Origin of the sequence: Cryobacterium levicorallinum, assembly GCF_004402405.1 — a bacterium.
GTDB lineage: Bacteria > Actinomycetota > Actinomycetes > Actinomycetales > Microbacteriaceae > Cryobacterium > Cryobacterium levicorallinum.
In genome coordinates this window covers 51,864-76,497 of sequence record NZ_SOFE01000027.1, presented here as the reverse complement: position 1 = coordinate 76,497, position 24,634 = coordinate 51,864, and the positions used below count along the sequence as shown (strand labels likewise).

Genomic DNA, 24,634 nt, shown 5'->3' with positions numbered 1-24,634 from the left:
ATTTCACACTTCCGATGGAGCGATTAGGCTGGTACCTAGGTTATCTGGCCTAAGGTTATCTGGCATTCCTGAGGAGTATGGTGACGCTGCGATTGATGGCTGTGCACGCCCATCCCGACGACGAATCGAGCAAGGGCGCGGCAACGTATGCCTACTACCGCAGCCTCGGCGTTGAGGTGATGATCGTGAGCTGCACCGGCGGCGAACGCGGCAGCATCCTGAACCCGTCCCTGACCGGCCATGCCATGGCCGAGCGTGACCTGCCCGGGCTGCGCCGCCTGGAGATGCAGGGTGCCCAGGAGGCGCTGAACGTGCAGCATCGCTGGCTCGGCTACGAGGATTCCGGTATGGATGAGGGCCAGGAGGCGCCACCGAACAGCTTTGCGGCCATTCCGCTCGACTACTCGGCTGAGCCGCTGGTGAATTTGATTCGGGAGTTCCGTCCGCAGGTGCTGATCACCTACGACGAAAACGGCGGCTACCCGCACCCGGATCACATCCGCTGCCACGAGGTCTCGATGGAGGCCTATCGTGCCGCCGCCGACCCGAGTCGCTACCCGCACACCGGGCAGCCGTGGCAGATCGACAAGGTGTACTACGACCGCATCTTCAACCTTGAACGTATCGATGCCATGTACCTCGCGCTGAGCGTGGCTGAGCCGGACTCTCCGCTGCTGGAGCCACTCGGCGCAGCCCGCGAGCGCATGGAGAATTACCCCAAGCTGGCCACCACGCACGTTCCCGCCGGTGATTTTCTTGAAGCTCGAGATGCCGCCCTACGCTCGCACGCGAGCCAGGTCACACCCGACAGCAGCTTCTTCTTCTGGCCCAACGATCTTGTCCGCGAGGCCTGGCCCTACGAAGACTTCCAACTCGTCGAATCGAAAGTAGACACCGCAATGCCCGAATCCGATCTGTTCGCCGGAATCCAGGACGACGCATGACCTCGCTGCTGAGCGTCGTGCTCGCCGCAACTCCCGACCCCGACTTCGACCCCAACACCGTCACCCCGGGCGTCGTCGGTTTTCTGGTCTTTTTCTTGATCGCGTTGGCAACCCTGCTGCTCTGCCTGGATGTGGTGCGTCGCATCCGTCGTACGACCTATCGCGCCGAGATCAAGGCACGCCTCGATGCCGAGGTCGCCGCCCGCGATGCCGACCCAAGCGCACCGACCACGCCGAGCGACAAGCCCGAATAAACCGTTACGGGTAGAGCGGATGCGTGGCGATCAGCAATATCGCCGCGAAATGACACAGAAACGCCACGACCGTCAAGGTGTGGAAGATCTCGTGAAAGCCGAACACACCGGGAACCGGGTTGGGCTTCTTCAGCCCGTAGACGACCGCGCCGACCGTGTAGCAGAGCCCGCCGACGAGGATGAGCGTCATCATGGCCGCGTTGGCCTGGAAGAAATCCACGATGAACAGCAGCGCGCCATAGCCGAGCACCAGGTAGAGCGGCACGTACAGCCAGCGCGGGGCGTGAATCCAAAACACTCGAAATAGGATGCCCAGCCCGGCTCCGCCCCAGACCAGCCAGAGCAGCAGAGTCGCCTTTTCCGGCGGCAGCGCGAGCACCGTGATGGGCGTGTACGACCCGGCGATGAGCAGAAAAATATTCGCGTGGTCGATGCGCTTGAGAATGATGCGGGTGCGCGGCTGCCAGTTGAAGCGGTGGTACAGCGCTGAATTGCCAAAGAGCAGCATCGAACTGAGCACGAACACAGCCGAGCTGATCTTCGCCGCCGACCCCTCAGCGAGCACGAGCAGCACGATGCCGGCAGCGATCGTCACCGGAAATGTGCCAGCGTGAATCCAGCCGCGCCAGGTCGGTTTGACGTCTTCAGGGTGGGCGTCAGCCGCCTCGATCAGCGGCAGATTGGGGATATCGTGCTCGGTGGCCATGCTGCAAGGATACGGCAGGGCGTGGCCCGGGTGCCGCGAACGCCCGGGGAGTGGACTAGCGTAACTGTGTGCAGAAACCCCAGGTACCCTCGCCGCGTGGCATCCTCTATGGGCTGTATCAGCGCCGGCTGAGGCGTGGGCTCACTCCGGCACACATGCCTCACCACGTTGCCATGATCATCGACGGCAACCGGCGTTGGGCCCGGCAATTGGGGTTTCAAACCGCCGCGCACGGCCATCGAGCTGGCGCCGCCAAAATGCGCGAGTTTCTGGAATGGTGCGACGACCTCGGCATTTCGGTCGTCACCCTGTACCTGCTCTCCTCCGACAACCTCACCCAGCGCCCGAGCGATGAACTCGCCGATCTGATCGAAATCATCGCCGATCTCGCTGAGGAGCTCTCGCACTACCGCAACTGGCGGGTGCAACAGGTGGGGTCCAAGGCCGGCCTGCCCGAGCCGCTGGTCGCGGCTCTCGATGCAGCGGATGCCCGGACCAGCGGCCATAAGGGACTACACGTCAACCTCGCGGTCGGCTACGGCGGCCGCACCGAGATCACCGACGCCATGCGCAGCATCGTCGCCACCCACCACGCGCACGGCGGCACCCTGGAAGACCTCGCAGAGACCCTCACGCCCGAACTCATCGGTCAGCATCTGTACACCGGCGGTCAGCCCGACCCCGACCTCGTCATCCGTACCTCGGGCGAGCAGCGGCTGAGCGACTTCATGCTCTGGCAGAGCGCGCACAGCGAGTTCTACTTCGTTGAAGCGCTGGGGCCCGACCTACGGCAGATCGACTTTCTGCGGGCTTTGCGCGACTTTTCCCGCCGGCAGCGGCGCTTCGGGGGGTAGCCACCCTGTGTTTGACAACCGATTGGAATTGCGCGCATGAATTCACTGCTCAGCTTCACCGACGGTTTTCGTGAGGAACCCGGCTACCTCGACTTCGGTCGGGTCGGCCCGCTCTCCGAGGCCGTGGTGGCTGAGACCCTCGGCCAAACCGAGGTATTGTCCCGCGCCCGCCACGGCAGCCTCGACCATCTGGTCGACCAGGATCTGCGTGCTCGCACCGCAGCGTCAGAGCTCACCGGCTTTGCCGCGGATCAGATCGTGCTGCAGCCCAACACGAGCTCCGGACTCATGCAGGCCATGTTTGGTCTCACCGGATCTGTGCTGCTCTCGGCCGGTGACTTTCCGAGCGTTCCGTTCGCCGCAGTGCGGGCCGCCGAAGCCCTGCACGTGGTGACTCCGCTCTGGTTGGAGACGGATCACGGCCGCGTCACCCCCGGACAGATCCGCGACCAGCTGACCCCGGCCGTCGCTGCCGTCGCCGTCTGCCTAGTCGATTCGCGCACCGGGTATCGCACCGACCTCGAGGGCATCCGCCAGGTCATCGGCGATCGCCTGCTCATCGTCGACGCGATTCAGGGCTTCGGCGTCGTCGATGCCGCCTATGAGGCAGCGGATGTCGTCGCTTCCGGTGGTCAGACATGGACGCGGGCCGGCTGGGGCACCGGGTTTCTCGCCCTCAGCGAACGGGCACTCGAGCGCCTAGTGCCCGTGATTTCCGGTTACGTCGGTACCGACACGGACGATCCCTGGGACGAGGTCACCCCGCCCAGTCACGCTGCCCGAGCCTTTCGGGTGACCAATGGGGACGCCATCGCGCAGGCGCGGTTCGCTGCTGCGCTCGAGCAGAGTTTCGACGTCGGTGTCGACGTGATCCAGAAGGCTATGAACGAGAATGTGTCGGAGATCATCGAGCTGGTCGATGAGTTCGTCGTCGATATCGTGTCGCCGCGGGATGTCGTCTCAAGGGCCGGCATCGTGGTCCTGGAGCCGCCAGCCGAACTTCTGACCACCCTGGTAGCCAGCCTGCACAACCACGGAATCACCGCAACCACCCGCGGCCGGACCGTGCGACTGTGTGTGCACGCGGCCCTCGACCCCGACACGGTAACCATGCTGAGGGGTGCGCTCACGGCGTACGCACTCTCAGCAAACTACTAGGAGTCGGCGCCGGCGTACCCGTCGTCCGCCTCAACGTCAGGTGAACGACAAATTTCGGTGGGCGTGTCGGGTTTCTTTTTTCTCCTGTAGGTCGTAGCGTCGCTTTCATCAGGTACGGCACCTGATCGAGACGGCCATATAAGTACGGCTCGAGAATTGCTTGATGGCCAGCTCGCCAAAGTGATCCGCGTCCTCGTGACGCAGGGTGGGAGTGGCCATGACCGCTAATCGAACCGATCGCAAGGCGACTGACCGGGTGGAGACATCCGCTTCGCAAACCGAGCGCACCTACGTGCTGGACACCTCGGTGCTTCTGTCCGATCCGAAGGCGATTTTCCGGTTTGCCGAGCACGCCGTGGTGTTGCCCGTGGTGGTGATCAGCGAACTGGAATCCAAGCGAAACGACCCGGAGATCGGCTATTTCGCCCGGCAGGCGCTGCGCAACCTCGACGAGTTGCGGCTCAAGCATGAGCGCCTGGACTTTCCAATTCCGGTCGGCGAGGGCGGCAGCCTGCGGGTGGAGTTGAACCATTCCAACATGTCGGTGCTGCCGTCTGGCCTGCAGCTGGGTGACAACGACTCGCGCATTCTGGCTGTGGCGCTCAACCTCGCCAATGAAGGAATGACCGTGACGGTCGTCTCCAAGGACCTGCCGCTGCGCGTGAAGGCCGCGTCGCTTGGCCTCGCCGCCGACGAGTACCGGCACGAACTCGCCGTTGATTCCGGGTGGACCGGCATGGACGAGATCACCCTCAGCGCCGAGCAGATGAGCGTGCTCTACGACAAGGAAACGCTCGATTCGCGCACGGTGCAGGACATGCCGATCAACACCGGGCTGGTCATCCACTCCGATCGGGGCTCTGCCCTCGGCCGGGTGACCAGCCGAGGCACGCTCAAGCTGGTGCGCGGCGACCGGGACGTCTTTGGGCTGCACGGACGGTCGGCGGAGCAGCGACTCGCCATTGACCTGCTGCTCGACCCGGAGATCGGCATTCTGTCGCTGGGAGGTCGAGCCGGAACGGGGAAGTCGGCGCTCGCCCTCTGCGCGGGTCTGGAAGCAGTACTGGAGCGTCAGCAGTACCGCAAGATCATGGTCTTCCGGCCGCTGTATGCGGTCGGCGGCCAGGACCTCGGCTTTCTGCCGGGGGACCAGGGCGAGAAAATGGGGCCCTGGGCGCAAGCAGTATTCGACACCCTCGGCGCGATCGTGTCGGAGAACGTGGTCGAGGAGGTGATCGAGCGCGGCATCCTCGAGGTACTCCCGCTCACTCACATTCGCGGCCGGTCCCTGCACGACGCCTTCGTGATCGTCGACGAAGCGCAGTCCCTCGAACGCAACGTGCTGCTGACCGTGCTGAGCCGCATCGGTCAGAACTCGCGCGTTGTGCTCACCCACGACGTCGCCCAGCGCGACAATTTGCGGGTCGGCCGCTTCGACGGCGTGGCCAGCGTGATTGAAACGCTGAAGGGGCATCCGCTGTTCGCGCACATGACCCTGACCCGGTCGGAGCGCAGCGCGATCGCGGCGCTCGTGACCGAGATGCTGGAGGGCAACGAGGTGATGTAGTTTCGGCGGGGGAGCGGATGCCTGTGGTCGCTGGTCACCGTTGGCGATAGCCCACGCGGCAGGTCGTTTGATTTGCGGCTCATGTGGGAGCATTCTTTGATGCCTGCTACTACTCGACTCATTTCCGCCGATGATGCGGAGCGCCTTGCCGTCCTCCAGCGAACTGGTCAGATCTTCTTCGCTCCGTGGGAACCAGTGCGCCAGGATCCCTACTTCACGGTCGCAGGTCAGCAGGCAGAGGTCGAAAATGTTCTTGCTCGGCACAGCCGAGGCGAGGCTCTGCCACACGTGATTCTCGACGAGGACGCCCAGGTCGTGGGTCGGATCACGTTCAGCGGGATCACCTATGGGGCATTTCAGTCGTGCAACATGGGTTACTGGGTCGATGAAGAGAACAACGGACGCGGCTACGCCACTGACGCAGTTCGAGCAATGACCACGCGGGCATTCGAAGAGTTGGGGCTGCACAGGGTACAAGCCGAGACGCTGATTCCGAACGTGCGCTCCCAACGGGTGCTTCAACGTGTGGGTTTCGTGCGTTATGGATTGGCGCCCGCATACCTCAAAATAGCGGGCCGGTGGCAAGACCATCTCATGTATCAGCTGTTGGCCGATCCCCGCTGAACGTGAACTCCGCCCTGATCCCGAGGCGTCCCGCAGGGGATTCCCGTATCGGGACGACAGCGACGATCGTTCTATTGGTGGCGGTGAAGAAAGTGAGTCGCGATGCCCGCGGCGTGAGCGGTTAACGACAGCGAGTGTTGCCGATAACGCCTGGGACGCATCGGCAACACTCGCTGTCGGTGGTGCTGCTACTTCTTCTGCGGGGGACGCGTCATGCTCAGCACGTCGAGCGCGGTGTCGAGCTCGGCGAGCGTGAGGTCACCGCGCTCGACGTGGCCGAGCGCGATGACGGACTCGCGCACGGTGAGTCCGTCGGCTACGGCCTTCTTGGCCACCTTGGCGGCGGCTTCGTAGCCGATGACGCGGTTGAGCGGGGTGACGATCGACGGCGACTTCTCGGCCAGGGCGCGAGCATGCTCGAGGTTGGCGACGAGGCCGTCGACGGTCTTGTCGGCGAGCACCCGGGTGGCGTTGGTGAGCAGGCGGATCGACTCGAGCAGCGCGGTTCCCATCACTGGGATGCCGACGTTGAGCTCGAACGAGCCGGAGGCACCGGACCAGGCGATCGTGGCATCGTTGCCGATGACACGCGAGCAGACCATGAGCACGGCCTCGGGGATAACCGGGTTGACCTTACCGGGCATGATCGACGAGCCGGGCTGCAGATCGGGGATGTTGATCTCGCCGAAGCCCGTGTTTGGGCCGGAGCCCATCCAGCGCAGGTCGTTGCAGATCTTGGTGAGCGAAACGGCGATGGTGCGGAGCGCCCCGGAGGCGTCGACGAGGCCGTCGCGGTTGGCCTGGGCTTCGAAGTGGTCGCGCGCCTCGGTGATCGGTAGTTCGGTTTCCCGCACCAGCAACTCGATGACCAGCTGCGGAAAGCCGTAGGGCGTGTTGATGCCGGTACCGACCGCGGTGCCGCCGAGCGGAACCTCGGCGATGCGGGGCAGGGCGGTGCGGATGCGCTCGATGCCGAGACGCATCTGGCGGGCGTAGCCGCCGAATTCCTGGCCGAGGGTAACCGGCGTGGCATCCATAAGGTGGGTGCGGCCGGCCTTGACGGCTTCTTTCCACAGTTCGGCCTTGGCCTCGAAGGAGACGGCCAGGTGGTCGAGCGAGGGGATGAGCTCGTCGATCAGGGCGCTCGTGACGGCGATGTGCACCGAGGTTGGAAACACGTCGTTGGAGGACTGGCTCGCGTTGACGTGGTCATTCGGGTGCACCGAACGGCCGAGCGCGCGGGTCGCCAAGGTCGCGATGACCTCGTTCATGTTCATGTTCGAGGAGGTGCCGCTGCCGGTCTGATATACATCGATCGGAAACTCGGTGTCGAACTGCCCGGTGATGACCTCGTCGGCGGCCGAGGCGATCGCGTCGGCGATGTCCGCATCGAGCACGCCGAGCTGAGCGTTGGCGAGAGCCGCCGACTTCTTGATGCGGGCGAGAGCCGCGATCTGCGCGGACTCGAGTGTGGAGCCGGAGATCGGAAAATTCTCGACCGCGCGCTGGGTTTGGGCACCGTAGAGAGCGTCCGTCGGAACGCGGACCTCACCCATCGTGTCGTGTTCGATCCGGTAGCCGGTTTGTGCGGAGGTGTCCACCACTGTGTGCGTTCCCTTTCGGTGCTGTATGAGAGTCGTGCTGTGCGCAACGGGTGCGCCGGTGAGCTAAATATCGCCCACCACGATGTTGGGGTCGGCGTGCCCTTCGAAAAGAACGTAGTTCGCACCGACGATAGCCAATGTACCGGCTGCGATGGCCGCGCTGATCACCTCGGACTGTTCGAGCAGTTCGGTGACCGTGTCCTTGAGGTGTTCCCGGCCGACCTGGCCGGCGTCGACCCGGGCGGGGTCCAGCTGAGTGGATGCCGCCTGCCCGCTGACCCGACGCACGGCCGGCACGATCTTCTCGATAATGCGCGCGATATGCACGGGCAAAGCCGGGGCATCCGCTGTCTGAGAATCGATCGCAGCACGTACCGCTCCGCACTCGTCGTGGCCGAGCACGAGAATGAGCGGAACGCGCAGCACGGCGACCGCGTATTCCAGCGAACCGAGCACGGACGACGAGATGACCTGGCCGGCGTTGCGCACGACGAAGAGGTCGCCGAGCCCCTGGTCGAAGATGATCTCGGCGGCGAGCCGGGAGTCGCTGCAGCCAAACAGTGCAGCGTGCGGTGTCTGCGCTCCGACGAGTTCGGCCCGCCGGTCAACGTCCTCGCGGTGCCGGGGGGTGCCGGCAACAAAGCGCGCATTGCCCTCGCATAGTTCGTTCCAGGCCTGCGCCGGAGAAGGGACGGCCGTCGATGACCGGTTCATTCCGCTCCATTTTGTGCGATGTTGGCGGCCAGCGCGGTGGCGAGGGTCTCGAAGTCGTCGGTGGGCGCCGTTCCGATCAGCAGATAGGTGCTCGGGCCGGCTGTTGTCACGAGCGCGTAGTCGAAATTTCCCCGGTCAGCGGCCGGTGCGCTGTTGCGATAGACGTCCCAGGTGACGCCAGAGATGCTGACCGTGTCGACGACGGGGGAGCCGGGCAGCTTCTGGGCCAGCCAGGTGGGGTTGGCGTCGAAGGCCTGGTTGAAGCCGATGAACTGGTTTTCGGGCGTGATCAGGCCGATGTACCAGGACGGAACCTGGTCGTTCGCTCCGGCTCGCCACTCGGCGTCGTTGGCGCTCCAGCCGTCTGGCAGCTCCGGGCTGGCCAGGGTGTGGTCGACGACCGGAGCCAGCTGGGCGGCGATGCTTGGATAGTCGGCGTCGCGGGTGATCGGGTTATCGTTGCGCGGCACCAGCAACACGAGCACGAGCACGGCTCCCACCGTCACCAGCAGCGACAGCACGAGGTTGTTCACGGTCTTGTGCGACCGGTACTTGCGCGAATTCTCGGCGAGGCGATCGGCGGTCTCCTGCGGAGTCTCCGGTCGGCCGAGCTCGGCGACGACGCGCGGCGGCTTGGGGGCGCGGCTCATCTGGTGGGTGTGGCGTCTTCGGAAGGTGTGGTGGCGGCCAGGCGGGCCGCGTCGAGGCGGGCCTTGGCACCGATCAGCCATTCCTCGCAGCGACGGGCCAGAGCTTCGCCGCGTTCCCACAGCGCGAGCGACTGCTCCAGGGTGCTCGACCCCTGTTCGAGTTCGTTGACGACGCGAATGAGCTCGTCGCGGGCCTGTTCGTAGCTGAGTTCACTGATGGTGGGGGCAGGCGAGGTCATGGCATCCATTCTAATTATTTCGGCGCGGCGGCGTTTGTGGTGACGGGCACGGTGCCATTAGCCAGGGTGAGCAGCAGCGCGGTGCCCTCGGGGGCATCCTCGGCTCGGCGCAACACGTGGCCGCCCGGCAGCTGGGCGATCGCATAGCCGCGATCCAGGGTGCCCTGCGGCGAGAGCGCGCGCAGCTGTGAGCGCAGGTCGACGACGACGCTGCCGGCGCGCTCCAGAACGCGCCCCGTCAACTCAGCGCCGCGGGCGACGTAGCGGGTGAGGTCTTCGCTGCGGGAATCGATGATCCAGCGCGGGTCGACCAGCGCCGGGCGGCTGCGCAGCTGAGAGATTCGGTCGATCTCCGACGAGAGGATGCCGGTGAGCCGGCTGCTGAGGCGTGCCCGGGCCTGCTGTACCCGGTTCAGTTCGTCGCTGACGTCGGGAACGACGCGCTTGGCGGCATCCGTTGGTGTGGACGCTCGCAGGTCGGCCACCTCGTCGAGCAGCGGCCGGTCGGCCTCATGCCCGATCGCGCTGACCAGCGGCGTCACGCAGGCGGCGGCGGCGCGCACGAGACTCTCGTCGCTGAAGGTGAGCAGGTTTTGAAAGTCACCGCCGCCGCGGGCGACGATGATGACATCGACCTCCGGGTCGGCGTCGAGGCGTTGGATGGCGCTCGTTACCTCGCCGACGGCACGGTCTCCCTGCACGGCGGCGTGCGCAACCCGAAAGTTCACGGCCGGCCAGCGCAATTGCGCGTTGCGAATGACGTCCTTCTCGGCGTCGGAGTCCTTGCCGGTCACGAGGCCGATGCAGTGCGGCAGAAACGGCAGACGCTTCTTGTGGGAGGCATCGAACAGCCCCTCGCTCGCGAGCTGCTTGCGCAGCCGTTCGAGCCGTTCCAGCAGGTCGCCGAGCCCGACGTGACGCATTTCGAAGGCCTGCATGGTGAGCGTGCCGCCCTTGACCCAGAAGTTGGGTTTGACCAGTGCGACGACGCGGTCGCCGGCCTTGAAGTCAGCGGTCAGTTTGGCCCGCACCGAGGACCAGATTGTGAAACTCACGGTGGCGTCTTCGGTGAGGTCTTTGAGCTTGCCGTAGACGTTGCCGCCGCTGGCACCCCACTGGGTGATTTCCCCCTCGACCCAGACCATGCCGAGGCGCTCGATGTAGCCGCGAATCTTGCCTGAGAGCAGGGCGACCGGCCACGGCGTTTCGACTGTGGCGGGGGCATCCGTCATGCGGCTGTCCTTGGCGTTGCGCTGGCGTGGGGCACAGGCTGGTCCTCCCAGAGTTCTTCGGTCGTGCGTGCGTAGACTGAGGCGGTGAATACAGCGCAAACGAAGAGCACTCCGCCCGTTATCGGCTTGGGCATGCCACGCATTCCAAGCGCCCGCAACAGGCTCAAGGATACCCCGGTGGTCGGACACAAGCGGGTGCTGCTCGCCGCCCCCCGCGGCTACTGCGCCGGAGTCGACCGTGCGGTCATCGCCGTCGAGAAGGCGCTTACGCACTACGGCGCCCCGGTGTACGTGCGCAAGCAGATCGTGCACAACATTCACGTGGTCTCCGAACTCGAAAATCTCGGTGCCATCTTTGTTGACGAGGTCGACGAGGTTCCACGCGGCGCGCACATCGTGTTCAGCGCCCACGGTGTCTCTCCGGCCGTCGTCAACGCCGCCGCCGAGCGCGGCCTGCAGGCCATCGACGCCACCTGCCCGCTTGTGACCAAGGTGCACCGCGAGGCCGTGCGCTTCGCCCGTGACGACTTTCAGATTCTGCTGATCGGCCACGAAGGCCACGAAGAGGTCGAGGGCACCGCCGGTGAGGCGCCAGAGCACACAACGCTCGTCGGCAGCCCGGATGCCGCCGACACGGTCATCGTGCGCGATCCCGACAAGGTGGTCTGGCTGTCGCAGACCACGCTGAGCGTCGACGAGACCATGGAAACCGTGCGCCGGCTGCGGGCACGGTTTCCGAACCTGCAGGATCCGCCGAGCGACGACATTTGCTACGCCACTCAGAACCGTCAGGTCGCCATCAAGAAGGTCGCCCGCGACTCCGACCTGGTGATCGTGGTCGGCTCAGCCAATTCGTCCAACTCCGTGCGCCTCGTCGAGGTGGCGCTGGAATACGGCGCGAAGGCCGCCTACCGCGTGGACTTCGCGAGCGAGGTCAAACAGGAGTGGCTGGACAACGCGACGACCGTGGGGGTGACGAGCGGGGCATCCGTTCCCGAAGAACTGGTCGAAGAGCTGCTCGAGGCCCTCGCTGATGCCGGCTATGCCGACGTTCAGCAGGTCAAGACCGCCGAAGAAGACCTGGTCTTCTCGCTTCCCAAGGAGCTGCGCACCAACGTCTCCGGCGAAACGGATGCCCGTGCCTTCGGCGGTCGCGCCGCACCCGCCGAGTAGACGGCCGGGGCGGTTCAGCCGCTGAAAGCTACTGGCGGCTGAGGAACTCGATCAGGGTCGGGTCATTGAGCATGGCGGCGAGCATGAAGGCGAACATCGTCACGGTCGACACTGCGCCGGCAATCAGCGACACGTAGAACGCACGGCGGCGCCGCAGCAGCAGACGCACCGACACCGCGGCAGCGGCGAGCCAGATAAACACCACCGTAATGGCCCCGACCGAGGTCAACGGGCCAATGCTGGCACCCGAAGTGTAGGTGCCCAGGCCCTGCTGCGTGTAGATGAGCTGCATGGCATCGGGGAGTGCGCCGAGCGAAAACGCGCCATACAGGGTGGCCAAAAGACCGACGGTCAGTAGCCCGATAGTGAGCGGCCGGTCCCAGCGGGGCACGGTGCGCGAGGAAGGCTGGTGCGGCTGCCCCGTCTGGAACGGCTGCCCCGTCTGGAACGGGGGTGCCGGAACGGCGGGCGGCTGCGCGGTCGGGTGCACGCTTGCTCCCGCCCCAACGGTGGGGGCGGGAGCGTCAGCCCGGTCCTGGTCCTGCGGAGGTTGCCAGGTCCAGCCCTCAGGGGCGAGTTCGCCGTACTGGGGGCGGGGACGAGGGGCTGGTGCGGGGGGACCGGAGTCCAGGTTCTCTGTCATGGTCTAACTGCTGTCAGTGCTCTAACTGTTTGAGTGCCCGGCGGAGCCGAGCTGACGGGTGGCATCGACGACGCGAGCGGCCATGGCCGACTCGGCTACCTTGCCCCAGGCGCGCGGGTCGTAAATCTTCTTGTTGCCGACCTCGCCGTCGACCTTGATCACGCTGTCGTAGTTCTTGAGCATGTAGTCGGCGATCGAGCGGGTGAAGGCGTACTGGGTGTCGGTGTCGATGTTCATCTTGACGACGCCGTTGGCGACCGCTTCGGCGATTTCGGCATCCGTTGAGCCCGAGCCGCCGTGAAAGACCAGGTCGAGCGGCAGAGCAGCGAGCCCGAACTTGGCCGAGAGGCCGGTCTGGATCTCCTTGAGCAATTCCGGGCGCAGCTTGACGTTGCCGGGCTTGTAGACGCCGTGCACGTTGCCGAAGGTCAGCGCGGCCATATAGCGGCCCTGCTCGCCCAGGCCGAGAGCCTCGACCATTTTGATCGCGTCGTCGAGCGTCGTGTACAGGTTCTCGTTGACGTCGGCCTGAACGCCGTCCTCTTCGCCGCCGACAGCGCCGATCTCAACTTCGAGAATGGCGTTGATGGCGCGGGTGCGCTTGAGAATGTCGGTGGCGATCTCAAGGTTCGCGTCGAGGGCAATGGCCGAACCATCCCACATGTGCGACTGGAAGATGGGGTGCCCACCGTCGGCCACCGCCGACTCCGAGGCTTGGATCAGCGGAATGACGAAGTCGTCGAGTGCACCCTTGGGGCAGTGGTCAGTGTGCAGCGCCACCGTGATGGGGTAGTTGTCCGCGACCGCGTGCGCGAAACGTGCGAAGGCGAGAGCGCCGGAGGCCCGGTTCTTTACGGTGTGGCCGGCAAAGTAGTCGGCGCCTCCCGTGGTGACCTGGATGATGCCGTCAGATCCGGCCTCGGTGAGGCCCTGAAGTACGGCGTTGATGCTCTGCGACGAAGACACGTTGAATGCCGGGTAAGCGAACCCGCCCGTCTTCGCTTTGTCGAGCATTTCGGCGTACTGGTCCGGGGTTGCGATGGGCATTGCGTCTCCTCGAAAGTGTGCGGGGGTGTGAACCGAGTCTAGCCACGCCCGACCCCGGTGTTCGGTCGCGATAAGGTGACTCGGGCGGACACTCCGCGCGACCCGCCGCGCATCCGTCGTAATCGAAGTCGAACTTACGTCCGGGAGGACCTTTTGAACAGCACTGAGACCGCCACCCTGTTTCAACACCCCGACCGTAACCTCGCCATGGAGCTTGTGCGCGCCACCGAGGCCGCCGCCATCCGCGCCGTGCCGTTCATCGGCCGCGGCGACAAGAACGCCGCCGACAAGGCCGCCGTCGACGCCATGCGCGCCTTCCTTGGCACCGTCAATTTCGATGGCCTCATCGTCATCGGCGAGGGCGAAAAAGACGAAGCCCCCATGCTCTTCAACGGTGAGCACGTCGGCAACGGCCGTGGCCCCGCCTGCGACATCGCCGTGGACCCGATCGACGGAACCAGCCTCACCGCCGCCGGCCGTCAGAACGCCGTCTCCGTCATCGCCGTGTCTGACCGCGGCACCATGCTCGACGCTTCGTCGATCTTCTACATGGACAAAATCGTTACCGGTGGCGCCGGTCGTGGCGTGGTCAGCCTCGACCAGTCCATCGGCGACAACCTTCGCGACCTTGCCCAGGCACTGAAGAAGCCGGTCGGTGAACTGACGGTGGCCGTGCTTGACCGTCCGCGCCATGCTGGCCTGATTGATGCCATCCGCACGGCCGGTGCCGGCACGCGCCTCATGCTCGACGGCGATGTGGCCGGCGGCATCAATGCCGCTCGCTACGAGACTCGCATTGACATGTGCGTCGGTATCGGCGGAAGCCCGGAAGGTATCACGACGGCCTGCGCACTCAAGGCCCTCGACGGCTACATGCAGGGGCGCCTCGCCCCGAAGGACGACGCCGAACGCGCCCGTGGCGTCGCGGCCGGGCTCGACATCGACAAGCTGCTTGAGATCGACGACATGGTCAGTGGCGATAACACGTTCTTCGTGGCGACCGGTGTGACCGATGGCGGACTCGTCGACGGCGTGCGCCGTAAGGGGCCGATGATCCGCACCGAGAGCATCGTGCTGCGGTCCCGTTCGGGCACGGCTCGTCGCGTCATCGCGGAGCACCTGGCGGCGAAGTGGCTGTAGTCGCTTCGCACTAGGTCTTCACACAATTGCACGTCTCGGGTCTGTCCATTCAGGCTCGGGGCGTGCTTCTTTTTGTGCCGTCTGCAGGTAATTACCCGCACAGGTCGGATTCGCAAAGCGTCTAATTCTTGATCGTCTAATTCTTAGAGGCGAACTTTGATGGCGCTGTGCTGAGCCTCGTTCAGTTCGGCACCGTCCAGGTCAACGGGAAGATCCAGCGTGTCGAGTTCTTCGGCCGGCGTCTCCAACTCGGGCGCGGTTAGTTTGCGCGGTGAATCATGAATGATGGCTGGTTCGGTGAGCAGCCCGATCTTGGTCTGGTCGATCCCCGGAAACTGCCGCGCGGTCACGAGCACCCGGGATTCGAGCGAGTTGGCGAACTTGTTGTAGCTGTCCACCGTGCGTTCGAGCGCCTTGCGCAGTGACTCCGCGTGGCCGGACAGCGCACCGAGCCGCTGATAGAGGGCGTTGCCGAGGTCGAACAGTTTCTGGGCCTCGTCGGTGACCGCTTGCTGCTGCCAGGTGAACGCCACGGTCTTGAGCACGGCCCACAGGTTCACCGGTGACGCCAGGGCGACTCGTTTGCTGAACGAGTAGTCGAGGATCGACGGATCGGCTTCGAGTGCTGCCGACAGCAGGGATTCGCTCGGGATGAAGGCAATCACGAACTCCGGGCTGGCATCGAAACCTTCCCAGTAGGTCTTCTTGGCCAGAGCGTCGATGTGGGCCCGTACGGCCTTTACGTGCTTGTCGATCAGCAGCTTACGGCGGGCGCCCTCCTCACCGGTGGCCGTGAACGGAATGGTGCTCGCCTCGATGTAGTGCTCAAGCGGAACCTTGGCATCGATGGCGATCGACTTGTTCCCGGGCAGGCGAACGACCATGTCCGGTCGGCCGAGCCCGGCATCCGTCGTGATATTGGTCTGCGTGTTGAAATCGACATACTGGGCTAGTCCGGCCGCTTCGACCACGCGTCGCAGCTGCGTCTCGCCCCAGACACCGCGGGTGCTGTTGGAGCGCAGGGCGCTCGCGAGCGATTCGGTGGTCACCCGCAGCTGCTGGTCGGACATCTGCGCCTGCTTGAGCTGCTCCGACAGTGATCCATATTGTTCGCTGCGTTGCGTTTCGAGCTCGGTGACCTTCTCCTGCATGGTGCGCAGGGTCTCGCGCACCGGGCTGAGGGCTTCGAGAACGAGGTGCTCGCGTTTCTCCCGCTCGGACTGCAACTGCTGGTCAGACTGCGCCCGTTCCGCAGCCTCACGCGTCGACGCCCGGTCGTGGTCGATCTGCGAACTGAGCCCGTCAACGGTCGCGAGGGCGGCAGACAGCTCGCTTTGCAGCGCCGCGCGCACGGTCGCCTCGCTGGCGCGCGCCTCGGCGAGGGCGACCTGGTGGCGGGCCTGGAGAACGTCGGGGTCGACCGAGCCCTCAGTCTCGCTGTTGCTGCGGCGACGTTGCACCAACACCAGGGTCAGCAGGGCGCCCAACGCGGCGCCGATGACGAGACCGACGATCAAACTCAGCAGTGGTTCCATGCTTGAAGTTTGCCAGCGACCACCGACATTGCCGGAATGACACTGGGATCAGGCTAAATGCACGCTAGTTGAGCGCCATTGGCCCGTGCATCGACGCGTGTTCCTGGGTAGCCACCGGCCCGATCACGCCGACCTTGACCCGGGTGATATGGGCAAGCTGCTCAAGCGTATCGACCTCGTGACGCTTTGCGGCGTGGATCATGATGGCAGCGCAGGCTTCAGCGTCTGCGAGCGCATTGTGGTGCGAGAAGTTTTCGAAGCCAGCCGCCATCGCCGCGACCGGCAGCCGATAAGACTCGAGATGGTAGGTGCGCCGGGCTACCTGCAGGCTGCAGACGTAGCGAAAGTCCGGCACCGGCTGGCCGGTCACGATCGACGCCGTCTTGATCACTCCGAGGTCGAAACCGGCGTTGTGGGCAACGAGATAGTCGTCACCGACGAAGGCGACCAGCTGCGGAAGCTGCTCGGCCCAGGTAGCCGCGCCCACGACATCCGCTGCAACAATGCCGTGAATGCGGGTGTTCCACTCGGAGAAAGCGTCGTGGTCGGGCGGCGGCTGGATGAGCCAGTAGGCCGAATCGACGACCAGGCTGTTACGCACTTTCACCATGCCCACCGAGCACGCCGAGGCGCCCGAGGAGTTGGCGGTTTCGAAATCGATCGCGGTGAAATTCAGCACGCCTTATGGTCTCACGGGCCACCGACATGAGCCTCCGACAAGGGCCGCGGTGACCTGGCCGGTAGAATGGTCTCTCGTGGCTCTTACTATTGCAATCGTCGGACTCCCCAATGTGGGCAAGTCAACCCTGTTCAACGCCCTGACCAAGAACAACGTGCTCGCCGCGAACTACCCGTTCGCCACGATCGAGCCCAACGTTGGAATCGTGAACCTTCCCGATTCGCGCCTGGCCGACCTGGCAACCATCTACGGCAGCAAGACCCTGCTTCCGGCGCCCGTGTCCTTCGTCGACATCGCCGGCATTGTGCGTGGTGCGAGCGAGGGAGAGGGGCTCGGCAACAAGTTCCTCGCCAACATTCGCGAAGCGGATGCCATCGCCCAGGTCATTCGCGGATTCGCCGACCCCGACGTCGTGCACGTCGATGGGAAGGTCAACCCGGCCGGTGACATGGAAACGATCAACACCGAACTGATCCTCGCCGACCTGCAGACCCTCGAGAAGGCCGTGCTGCGCTTCGAGAAAGAGGTCAAGGGCCGCAAGATGGCGCCGCTCGTTCTGGAGACCGCGCTCAAGGCGCAGGCCATCCTCGACGGTGGCCAGCCGCTGTCCTCCGCCACGCTCGACATCGAGCCGATCCGCGAACTGGGCCTGCTCACCGCGAAGCCGTTCATCTACGTCTTCAACGTCGACGAGGCCGTGCTGCAGGACCAGGCCAAGCTCGACACCCTCGCCGCGCTTGTCGCTCCGGCGAACGCCGTGTTCCTCGACGCGAAGCTCGAGAGCGAACTGAGCGAGCTCGACGCCGAAGACGCCGCCGAGATGCTCGCGTCGACCGGTCAGGCCGAGAGCGGTCTCGACCAGCTTGCCCGCATCGGTTTCGACACCCTCGGTCTGCAGACCTACCTCACGGCCGGTCCGAAAGAGTGCCGCGCCTGGACCATTCACAAGGGCTGGACCGCACCGCAGGCCGCCGGAGTCATCCACACCGACTTCCAGAAGGGTTTTATCAAGGCGGAGATCTTCTCCTTCGAAGACCTCATGGCCGCCGGCTCGATCGCCGAGGCCCGCTCGAAGGGCAAGGCGCGGATCGAGGGCAAGGAATACGTCATGCAAGACGGCGACGTAGTCGAATTTAGGTTTAACGTCTAATCAGGCCGGCCAAGGCCGCTTCTTGCAGGTCGAGGAGGTCCGCCAGAGCCTTTTCTGATGGTCGAGGAGGCCCGCGAGGGCCGTCTCGAGCGCGGTGTCCGTCGGTGTGCCGCCTCGCCGCATCAACGAGGTCGTGCACGGCCAGCGTCGAATCACCGCGAACACGGCTCTCCGCCTGGCCAGGTACTTCGGCACCTCGGCGCAATTCTGGTTGACGTTGCAGGACCGGCATGACCGCGATGTTGCCGAGGATCGCATGGCTGAGCAGATTGCGGCAATCACTCCGCGCCGCCCGCGGGACAAAGACCCTTCTTTCGAGGCACGGCGAACCTGGTGGGCGGAGAGCGGACTAGCATTCGGTTATGCTCACGGTCGACTCGCTCAGGAACCTCCTCGCAACGGGCCGTTCGGGTGACCTTGCGGCCCGACTCGCTTCCGTTGAGCCGTACGAGCGCCGCGCGGCGTGCAAGCCCCTGGTTGGTCAGGCCAAGGCCATCCTGTGCGCGAGTTCAGCATCGACGGTGACTTCGTGGCTTCGCGATCTGCGAGCAGACTATCCCGGGGGGTATGCGCAATTCGTTGACGCCTGGACAGGGCCATTGGAACTAGGGCACTGGGATGCGGCGACCACCGTCCTGCTGGCCTCCAAAGTGCCCGCTCAGGCCGCGAAAGTCTGGCCGATACCAGAGGACCGTTCGTTTGCGCAGTGGGTGTACCCGGCCTTGTTCCCCAACGACCTCATCGCGTTCGTCGATCAATGGTCTTCGGATTTCGCAGCGAATCCCAAGAACTGGGACCGTAACCGGGGTCGGGCCGTGATGTATGAGTGGATTGAAGAAGGTCTCGTCGAGGCACCACATCATGATGGAGCTGTCTTGATGCTGATCAGCGGTTGGGCTGACAGGCCGGGGAAGCCGCTTTTGTACTGGCTGCTTGCGAGACCGAAAGTCACCAGGGTGCTCTTCGCTCGTCTCTTCACGACGCGTGGCATCAAAGGTGCTTCTTTGAGGCAGAGCGACCGGAGTGATGTCAACGATCCACTTCGAACAGTGGTCGTGCCCGGGCTCGTGGAGGCTGGAGTGTGGAGTCGGAGCTTCGTCGTTCAAGGCGTCGAGTCAGCCTTGAGAAGTGATCTGCCCGCCTACCAGCGCCGCTGGTTCGTTCAGCTCGGTGCAGACCTGGGTCTGCCGGCGGCGGGGACGACCGCACTCGCTCGCTCACCCGGTTCAGGGGTTGTTCTGTAACGTAACGTGGTGGAGTTCAGATTCAACGTTTAGTTCAAGTGGATCCAGGGCTTGAAGCGGTGATGGGCGCCCGTGCCGGTCACCGCGCTTTCTCTAGCGAATCGTTGCTTCATTTGGCCAAAGTGGCGCGGAAGCCTCGACGTACGTCATGATGCGAGCGCTAATTCCAAAAGTCCGCGATTCGGCGATTTCGCGATGTGACGAACTCGATCGTTAGTCTCCGATAATCCTGATAGGCAGCCATCGTCCTCGGAAATGCGGGCGGGCGGAAGTCATCGAACGGCATCAAGAACCTGACTGCAGTGGAGTCTTCATTTACAAGATCTTGCAGGAGGAAAAATTTCACGTAGCCTTCGAAGCTTTCGAACAGAGCGAAGAAATCGGGATACCGGGCAAGCGTCTCACCGAGGGGGCTGCCCATGCCGAGGTAGTGCCGTCGTACACATTCGAGGGTGAGATCGAGCCGATCGGCGATCTTCTGATTGAACCCGCGGGCACCGTTGATGGTCTGTTTACCGTCCACCTTATTGCCGGGGAAAAGCATCATCCCGCCGATCGTGTACCCGATATCGTGGAACGACTTCCGTTCCACTTCCGGTATCTCGTCGATAATGTGCGCCATCCTGAACCAGCTGTCGAACGTGGGTATGACGGAATCACTCGCAAGGTAGAACTCGCCCAAGGCAGACTTGTGGTGCAGATACGCGTCCGGCGTGTGGTCGTCCAAGTCGAACAGAACGCCGTTGGGCAAGGGTTTGCTCCAGAGCTGCATGTGATATTTGCGAAGTGTTCGACTGTGCGTGTCAGGATCTTTTCCGCGAGCGTCGGTCCGCACGTCAAACGTCGTATCGATAGCCAAGTTTCGCCCCATGAACCCGAATCTTACTAAGCCTCGATCCACCGGTCCGCCTTGAGTGAACGGGGTCGCTGACTGCTGGGCGGTGTTTTGGTGGTGGGCGCGGCGAAGTTGTCGGCCTTGCTGCCGATGGTGTTCCGTGAGCTTCGGTGCCGTGTGGCGGATGGTCAGGTGGTGACGGTTTGCAGCGGGCCGCAGGCCGCCGCGAACGCGGCTGTCCGAGTTGCGACTCGGCATCGATAGCTTCGGCGGTCTGGCATCACTGCCGTGATGGATGCCATGCTCCAAACATGAGCAATTGGCGGCGCAGGACTCTCGGCATTGGGGTCGTTCTTTCAGTGAGTGTCGGTCTCGTCGCGTGCTCGGCGACGTCGGCGACCTCGGTTCAGGAATCCCCGAACGGCCGGTTGATTGCCGTCTCCGGGCAGACGAGTGACGTTCAAGAGCAGGCGCTCGCGGAGGGAACAGTCGCGTGGGGGCGTGGCGATTGCATGGTGGTCGAAGCAGAGGAGACCTACCTCATCGTGTTCCCACGGGGCACGACTATTGGCGGCAGCGATGAGGTGATTCTTCCCGACGGCTATGTCATCAGCGCTGGCGACGAGGTAGGACTCGGGGGCGGCTTCCACCCGGTTTCCACAGCGAGTGAGCTCTCGGCGACGCTGGGGGCGTGCCTGACCGAAGAGGTGTTCTGGGCAAGCGGCGAGGTGGCTGAGTAATCTCGACCACCGGATAGCGCCCTCACCCACATGCGCGAGAGGGCCGCCCATCCCAGATCTAACCTCTCGACGTGACTGCGTGGAATTTAAATTCAGTGTCTCGTTCTGAGTGTGCACGCCCCTATCGGGCTCGAATGCCCCATGGGACTTCTTATGCCGATTCCAGAGTTCGAACCAATCCGTGGAGCCGGTCAGCTCGATTCCGTCGTCGAGATAGGACGACCATCGGCGCGTCTGATCGTTGGCGTCGATCAGCGGGAGGAACAATCGCAGCATGGGAAAACTGGCATATCGATCCGGGACGAGATCGCGCGCTGGCGTGATGTCGCTCATTCTCGTTCCGCCTCCCGAGGGCCCCAAGATGAATCGACGCAATTCACGGGCCGTGGCTGACGAATACCGTGCCGCTGAGGTCGTACTGCGCGCTGGTGAACCGACTCCTGTCGTAACGTTGCTTAGTGACGGAACGTGGTGGAGTTCCGCTTCAACGTTTGAGCTCGTACTGGGCCGGCGTATACAATTTGACTCCCTGCGAGGAGTGACATGCGCAGATAGCTGATCGTCGTCCCGTGCCTGCGTGACCGCGACGCGAACGCCGGTCGCGAGAGGAGAACAAGGCCATGGTTTCTGGATCGGGACAGTCCATCATGCGTGATGCGCAGAGGGAATGGATGCAGTCGCTGCGAGCCAGAATTGCCCATATAGAACTGGTCTTTAACAACGGTGACGACGGTCACCCGCTGGTCGCGCAACTGGCGCACCTGGAATCGACGAGAACTGTCGGTGTTAAGCCTGGGAACGGCTACGCGCGACAGCGCCTCACCGCGGTGAAGCGTAGGTTCGCCTACGACCGCGAAATCATTCAGGCGCTCGACGGTCTGGGAGGCATCTTCCCTGATGTTGCGAGCACGGAGCCCTGGACCGAGCTGGGTGATGTTGATGTGGTGTTCCTCGACAAGCACGGCGAGGTGCTCGGAGCGACAGTGACGCATGAAGGAATGGTCATCACACCGGACGATGACGAGCGCCTCGATCGCCAGGCGTGAAGTTGCTTTGTCACGGAATCCGGTGGAGTTCAGGTTTAACGTATAGCGTTATTGACGCGATGCGTTATAGACTGATCGTGTGATCAGGTCTTTCGGTATCAAGGACACTGGAAAGATCTGGCATGAGCAGTACGTCAAGGGTGTCGACCGCGCGGTGCAGCGAGCGACCCTGCGGAAACTCGAGTTGGTCAATGCGGCCAAGGATCTTGAGGACCTTCGGATCCCTCCGGGCAATCGTTTGGAACAGCTGGTCGGGGACCGTCGAGGTCAGTACAACATCCGGGTGAACGTCCAGTGGCGCATCTGCTTCGTCTGGAGAGAAGGAGGAGCAGACCATGTCGAACTCGTCGACTACCACTGAGAACGACTCGATCGAGCCGATCCATCCGGGAGAGATCCTGATGGAGGACTTCATCGATGGATTCGGGATCACGCAGAACAAGCTCGCGGTCAGCATTGGGGTGCCGCCGCGCCGGATCAATGAGATCGTGCACGGCAAGCGGGGCATTACGGCCGACACGGCGATCCGCCTGGCGCGGTACTTCGGAACATCGGAAGAGTTCTGGATGAACCTGCAGTCCAACTATGAGCTGCGTCGCGAGCGCCGGGCGCTGCGGGACAAGGTTGCATCGATCACACCGCTGAAGGTCGCGTGACAGATTCTTCGATCAAGGTAGTTGCGCACAATGCGTTGGGGGCGCGAGACTTCGCCCAACTGGGGCGGCTGTTCGAAAGACGGGCCCCGTACCCGTGCGACGTCGGACTAGTCATCGCGTCAATGCATCCCTGAATGCGCGTGCCGCAGTCTCCGGACTTCATGCAGGCAGCCGTTGGAACGTGCTGGATTTCAGGTTCAACGCTTAGGCTCAAGTTTCTTGCGATATTCGTCACGAGAGCATCAATCGAAGGAGACCATCGTGCCTGTCATCGCCATCATCGGAGCCGGACCGGGACTCGGCGCAGCGGTTGCGCGCCGGTTCGGGCGCGAGGGCTTCTCGCTTGCCCTGATATCCAGGAACCAGTCGAAGCTGGACGCTATGGCAGCCGAGCTGACCGATGCCGGCTTCACCGCGAGTGGTTACGCTGCGGATGTCCGCACGCCCGCGTCGCTCGAAGCTGCCCTTGCACGTGCCGCGGCAGAGCTCGGTCCCATTACTGCGCTGCAGTACAGTCCTCTCCCGTCGCGCGACTACCTGAAGTCGGTGCTGGAGATGACTCCTGAGCTGGCGCTGGAGGCATTGCAGTTCTCGGCCCTCGGACTCATCCACGCCGTGCGCACGGTGCTGCCGGGAATGCGTCTGGCAGGAAGCGGCAGCATCATCCTGATTAACGGCGGGACCTCGGTGCAGGCGCGCGCCGGCTTCGCCGGCACGTCGATCGCCTTCCCCGCCGAGAGCGCCTACGGCGAGATGCTGCACGATGCCCTAGAGGGTGACGGTATCCGGGTTAACCAACTGGTGATCCCCGGCGGCATCCCCCAGCTTCAGCTTGCCAACGGCATCGATGGCGTCGCTGATCGCATCTGGGACCTCCACGCCGTTGCCGGTCCGTTCCGCACCATGCTCATCCCGCTCGAGGACGGCCGGGAGTAGCGAACTCGTTGCCCCGTCGCACGATAGTCCGCCCGACTGCACGACGAAGTGAGGCTCGGCGCGGTCTGCGCGTGGACGCAGTGCCCCCAAAAGAAGTCCACCGCCACCCGAGCGGCCGCTCGTCCGATGGAATTGCGTCGGTTGACTGCGTCGAGTGTTAGCGTTCTGGCATGACTGAGACGGCCAAGCAGAGATCCCGTACCTCCCGCACCGGGTCGATCCCACGCACGGCGGCACGGATCGCGCTCGGACTGGTCCTGGCCGGTGCCGGAGCCACCCACCTCACGGTCGCGCGTGACGATTTCCAGGCACAGGTGCCGGAGTGGGTACCGCTGAACGACGACCTCGTCGTGCTCGGCTCCGGGGTGGTGGAGATCACCCTCGGCGTGGCCCTCCTCGTCGCCGCGAAGCAGCGTGTGCTGGTCGGATTCGTGGTAGCGGCCTTCTTCATCGCCATCTTCCCCGGAAACATCTCGCAGTACCTGACGAAGACCGACGCGTTCGGCCTCGACACCGACCAAAGCCGCTTCATCCGACTGTTGTTCCAGCCGCTTCTCGTGCTGTGGGCACTGTGGGCGACCGGGGCGAGCACAGTACTCCGTCGGGCGCTGCGTGGGCGCCGATAGCCCCGTCCGTCGTGAACCGGGCCGTACCGGGTCGGCTGCACAGGGTGGCGGTGGCAGACTGATTCCCATGACGACGCTGCACATCACCGGCGATGACACCGCCGACGCCCTCCTCAGTGAGAATCCGTTCGCGCTGCTCATCGGAATGCTGCTCGACCAGCAGGTTGCGATGGAAACGGCTTTTGCCGGTCCGGCCAAGATTCGCGAACGGATCGGCACCCTTGATCCGAAAGTGATCGCCGACTTCGACACGGATGCCTTCGCCGAGATGTTCCGCGCGTCACCGGCCGTGCACCGCTACCCGGGTTCGATGGCGGCGCGTACCCAATCGGTGGCCGGGGCCATCATGAGCAACTGGAACGGCTGCACCGCCTCGATCTGGACGGAGGGCGATCCCGACGGCAAGGAAATATTCCGTCGGCTGAAGTCACTGCCCGGGTTTGGCGAACAGAAAGCGAGGATTTTTCTCGCACTCCTCGGTAAACGACTCGGAGTCGACGCGGCCGGCTGGCGCGAAGCATCCGCTCCCTATGGGGAGGAAGGGTCATACCGATCGGTGGCCGACATTGTCGACCCCGAATCGCTCACTCGCGTGCGCGAGACCAAGCGCGCCGCTAAGGCAGCCGCGAAGGCGTAGT

Annotated in this window: 28 protein-coding genes and 1 pseudogene; 18 read left to right on the top strand and 11 right to left on the bottom strand. The window is 64.0% G+C overall.

Annotated elements, in window-relative coordinates; genetic code table 11:
• The first annotated feature begins 95 nt into the window (after positions 1-95).
• A complete protein-coding gene (gene mca, locus E3O11_RS15610; protein WP_092450462.1) occupies positions 96-944 on the top strand; it encodes a mycothiol conjugate amidase Mca in 849 nt (282 codons plus the stop codon).
• Positions 941-1,198: a hypothetical protein gene (locus E3O11_RS15605; protein WP_092450383.1), complete on the top strand. Its 258-nt coding sequence runs from the start codon at positions 941-943 to the stop codon at positions 1,196-1,198. Before mca ends, E3O11_RS15605 begins: the two co-directional genes overlap by 4 nt.
• 4 nt (positions 1,199-1,202) lie before the next feature.
• Here the strand turns inward: E3O11_RS15605 and trhA are convergent, their stop codons facing one another.
• Positions 1,203-1,904 carry a PAQR family membrane homeostasis protein TrhA gene (trhA, locus tag E3O11_RS15600; protein ID WP_092450381.1) on the bottom strand — a complete coding sequence of 234 codons (702 nt, stop codon included), beginning with the start codon at positions 1,902-1,904 and terminating at the stop codon, positions 1,203-1,205.
• Positions 1,905-1,972: 68 nt separating this feature from the next.
• Between trhA and E3O11_RS15595 the strand changes: the two genes are divergently transcribed.
• The 4 genes from E3O11_RS15595 (at position 1,973) to E3O11_RS15580 (ending at position 6,107) form a co-directional block, all read left to right on the top strand.
• Positions 1,973-2,758 carry an isoprenyl transferase gene (locus E3O11_RS15595; RefSeq protein ID WP_092450379.1) on the top strand — a complete coding sequence of 262 codons (786 nt, stop codon included), beginning with the start codon at positions 1,973-1,975 and terminating at the stop codon, positions 2,756-2,758.
• A 36-nt stretch (positions 2,759-2,794) separates the two neighbouring features.
• The gene (locus E3O11_RS15590; RefSeq protein WP_092450377.1) at positions 2,795-3,916 is read left to right on the top strand and encodes an aminotransferase class V-fold PLP-dependent enzyme; all 1,122 of its coding nucleotides are present in this window, start codon (positions 2,795-2,797) and stop codon (positions 3,914-3,916) included.
• A 217-nt stretch (positions 3,917-4,133) separates the two neighbouring features.
• Positions 4,134-5,483 (top strand): PhoH family protein, encoded by a 1,350-nt coding sequence (locus tag E3O11_RS15585; RefSeq protein WP_092450375.1) that lies wholly within the window; start codon positions 4,134-4,136, stop codon positions 5,481-5,483.
• An 81-nt stretch (positions 5,484-5,564) separates the two neighbouring features.
• The gene (locus E3O11_RS15580; RefSeq protein WP_241994754.1) at positions 5,565-6,107 is read left to right on the top strand and encodes a GNAT family N-acetyltransferase; all 543 of its coding nucleotides are present in this window, start codon (positions 5,565-5,567) and stop codon (positions 6,105-6,107) included.
• 188 nt (positions 6,108-6,295) lie between these two features.
• Here the strand turns inward: E3O11_RS15580 and E3O11_RS15575 are convergent, their stop codons facing one another.
• From E3O11_RS15575 to xseA, 5 genes are all read right to left on the bottom strand, one after another.
• Positions 6,296-7,711 (bottom strand): class II fumarate hydratase, encoded by a 1,416-nt coding sequence (locus tag E3O11_RS15575; RefSeq protein WP_092450371.1) that lies wholly within the window; start codon positions 7,709-7,711, stop codon positions 6,296-6,298.
• Positions 7,712-7,774: 63 nt separating this feature from the next.
• The gene (locus E3O11_RS15570; RefSeq protein ID WP_092450369.1) at positions 7,775-8,425 is read right to left on the bottom strand and encodes a carbonic anhydrase; all 651 of its coding nucleotides are present in this window, start codon (positions 8,423-8,425) and stop codon (positions 7,775-7,777) included.
• Positions 8,422-9,075, bottom strand: a complete 654-nt coding sequence (locus E3O11_RS15565; protein ID WP_158251596.1) for a DUF4245 domain-containing protein — start codon at positions 9,073-9,075, stop codon at positions 8,422-8,424. The genes E3O11_RS15570 and E3O11_RS15565 overlap by 4 nt, the downstream gene beginning before the upstream one ends.
• Positions 9,072-9,323 (bottom strand): exodeoxyribonuclease VII small subunit, encoded by a 252-nt coding sequence (locus E3O11_RS15560; RefSeq protein ID WP_092450460.1) that lies wholly within the window; start codon positions 9,321-9,323, stop codon positions 9,072-9,074. The genes E3O11_RS15565 and E3O11_RS15560 overlap by 4 nt, the downstream gene beginning before the upstream one ends.
• 5 nt (positions 9,324-9,328) lie before the next feature.
• Positions 9,329-10,546 carry an exodeoxyribonuclease VII large subunit gene (gene xseA, locus E3O11_RS15555; protein WP_092450365.1) on the bottom strand — a complete coding sequence of 406 codons (1,218 nt, stop codon included), beginning with the start codon at positions 10,544-10,546 and terminating at the stop codon, positions 9,329-9,331.
• Positions 10,547-10,678: 132 nt separating this feature from the next.
• On the opposite strand from xseA, the gene E3O11_RS15550 reads away from it, so the two are divergent.
• Positions 10,679-11,719: a 4-hydroxy-3-methylbut-2-enyl diphosphate reductase gene (locus E3O11_RS15550; RefSeq protein ID WP_092450363.1), complete on the top strand. Its 1,041-nt coding sequence runs from the start codon at positions 10,679-10,681 to the stop codon at positions 11,717-11,719.
• A gap of 28 nt (positions 11,720-11,747) precedes the next feature.
• Here the strand turns inward: E3O11_RS15550 and E3O11_RS15545 are convergent, their stop codons facing one another.
• Both E3O11_RS15545 and fbaA read right to left on the bottom strand, forming a co-directional pair.
• Positions 11,748-12,362 carry a DUF6264 family protein gene (locus E3O11_RS15545; RefSeq protein WP_134495628.1) on the bottom strand — a complete coding sequence of 205 codons (615 nt, stop codon included), beginning with the start codon at positions 12,360-12,362 and terminating at the stop codon, positions 11,748-11,750.
• 21 nt (positions 12,363-12,383) lie between these two features.
• Entirely contained in the window at positions 12,384-13,409 is a 1,026-nt protein-coding gene (fbaA, locus tag E3O11_RS15540) for a class II fructose-bisphosphate aldolase (protein WP_092450359.1), read from the bottom strand.
• A 207-nt stretch (positions 13,410-13,616) separates the two neighbouring features.
• On the opposite strand from fbaA, the gene glpX reads away from it, so the two are divergent.
• Positions 13,617-14,549 (top strand): class II fructose-bisphosphatase, encoded by a 933-nt coding sequence (glpX, locus tag E3O11_RS15535; RefSeq protein ID WP_092450458.1) that lies wholly within the window; start codon positions 13,617-13,619, stop codon positions 14,547-14,549.
• 143 nt (positions 14,550-14,692) lie between these two features.
• Here the strand turns inward: glpX and E3O11_RS15530 are convergent, their stop codons facing one another.
• Entirely contained in the window at positions 14,693-16,084 is a 1,392-nt protein-coding gene (locus tag E3O11_RS15530) for a DNA recombination protein RmuC (RefSeq protein ID WP_092450358.1), read from the bottom strand.
• Between the two features lie 64 nt (positions 16,085-16,148).
• Positions 16,149-16,763, bottom strand: a complete 615-nt coding sequence (locus E3O11_RS15525) for an exonuclease domain-containing protein (RefSeq protein WP_092450355.1) — start codon at positions 16,761-16,763, stop codon at positions 16,149-16,151.
• A 76-nt stretch (positions 16,764-16,839) separates the two neighbouring features.
• On the opposite strand from E3O11_RS15525, the gene ychF reads away from it, so the two are divergent.
• The 3 genes and pseudogenes from ychF (at position 16,840) to E3O11_RS15510 (ending at position 19,157) form a co-directional block, all read left to right on the top strand.
• Positions 16,840-17,913 (top strand): redox-regulated ATPase YchF, encoded by a 1,074-nt coding sequence (ychF, locus tag E3O11_RS15520; protein WP_092450353.1) that lies wholly within the window; start codon positions 16,840-16,842, stop codon positions 17,911-17,913.
• A 94-nt stretch (positions 17,914-18,007) separates the two neighbouring features.
• Positions 18,008-18,199: pseudogene (locus E3O11_RS18325) on the top strand (HigA family addiction module antitoxin); the annotation flags it as partial.
• Positions 18,200-18,275: 76 nt separating this feature from the next.
• Positions 18,276-19,157 (top strand): hypothetical protein, encoded by an 882-nt coding sequence (locus E3O11_RS15510; RefSeq protein ID WP_092450349.1) that lies wholly within the window; start codon positions 18,276-18,278, stop codon positions 19,155-19,157.
• Positions 19,158-19,317: 160 nt separating this feature from the next.
• On the opposite strand, the gene E3O11_RS15505 is transcribed toward E3O11_RS15510, so the two are convergent.
• A complete protein-coding gene (locus E3O11_RS15505; protein ID WP_241994753.1) occupies positions 19,318-20,016 on the bottom strand; it encodes a DUF6994 family protein in 699 nt (232 codons plus the stop codon).
• A 287-nt stretch (positions 20,017-20,303) separates the two neighbouring features.
• Between E3O11_RS15505 and E3O11_RS15500 the strand changes: the two genes are divergently transcribed.
• From E3O11_RS15500 to E3O11_RS15470, 7 genes are all read left to right on the top strand, one after another.
• Positions 20,304-20,732 (top strand): hypothetical protein, encoded by a 429-nt coding sequence (locus E3O11_RS15500; protein WP_092450345.1) that lies wholly within the window; start codon positions 20,304-20,306, stop codon positions 20,730-20,732.
• Between the two features lie 620 nt (positions 20,733-21,352).
• A complete protein-coding gene (locus tag E3O11_RS15495) occupies positions 21,353-21,778 on the top strand; it encodes a hypothetical protein (protein WP_092450343.1) in 426 nt (141 codons plus the stop codon).
• 79 nt (positions 21,779-21,857) lie between these two features.
• A complete protein-coding gene (locus E3O11_RS15490; protein ID WP_092450341.1) occupies positions 21,858-22,139 on the top strand; it encodes a type II toxin-antitoxin system RelE/ParE family toxin in 282 nt (93 codons plus the stop codon).
• A complete protein-coding gene (locus tag E3O11_RS15485; RefSeq protein WP_092450339.1) occupies positions 22,114-22,434 on the top strand; it encodes a HigA family addiction module antitoxin in 321 nt (106 codons plus the stop codon). Before E3O11_RS15490 ends, E3O11_RS15485 begins: the two co-directional genes overlap by 26 nt.
• Positions 22,435-22,695: 261 nt before the next feature.
• Positions 22,696-23,370 carry an SDR family NAD(P)-dependent oxidoreductase gene (locus tag E3O11_RS15480; RefSeq protein ID WP_092450337.1) on the top strand — a complete coding sequence of 225 codons (675 nt, stop codon included), beginning with the start codon at positions 22,696-22,698 and terminating at the stop codon, positions 23,368-23,370.
• A 170-nt stretch (positions 23,371-23,540) separates the two neighbouring features.
• Positions 23,541-23,996: a DoxX family protein gene (locus E3O11_RS15475; protein ID WP_092450335.1), complete on the top strand. Its 456-nt coding sequence runs from the start codon at positions 23,541-23,543 to the stop codon at positions 23,994-23,996.
• A gap of 67 nt (positions 23,997-24,063) precedes the next feature.
• The gene (locus E3O11_RS15470) at positions 24,064-24,633 is read left to right on the top strand and encodes an HhH-GPD-type base excision DNA repair protein (RefSeq protein WP_092450332.1); all 570 of its coding nucleotides are present in this window, start codon (positions 24,064-24,066) and stop codon (positions 24,631-24,633) included.
• The last annotated feature ends 1 nt before the right edge of the window (position 24,634 follow it).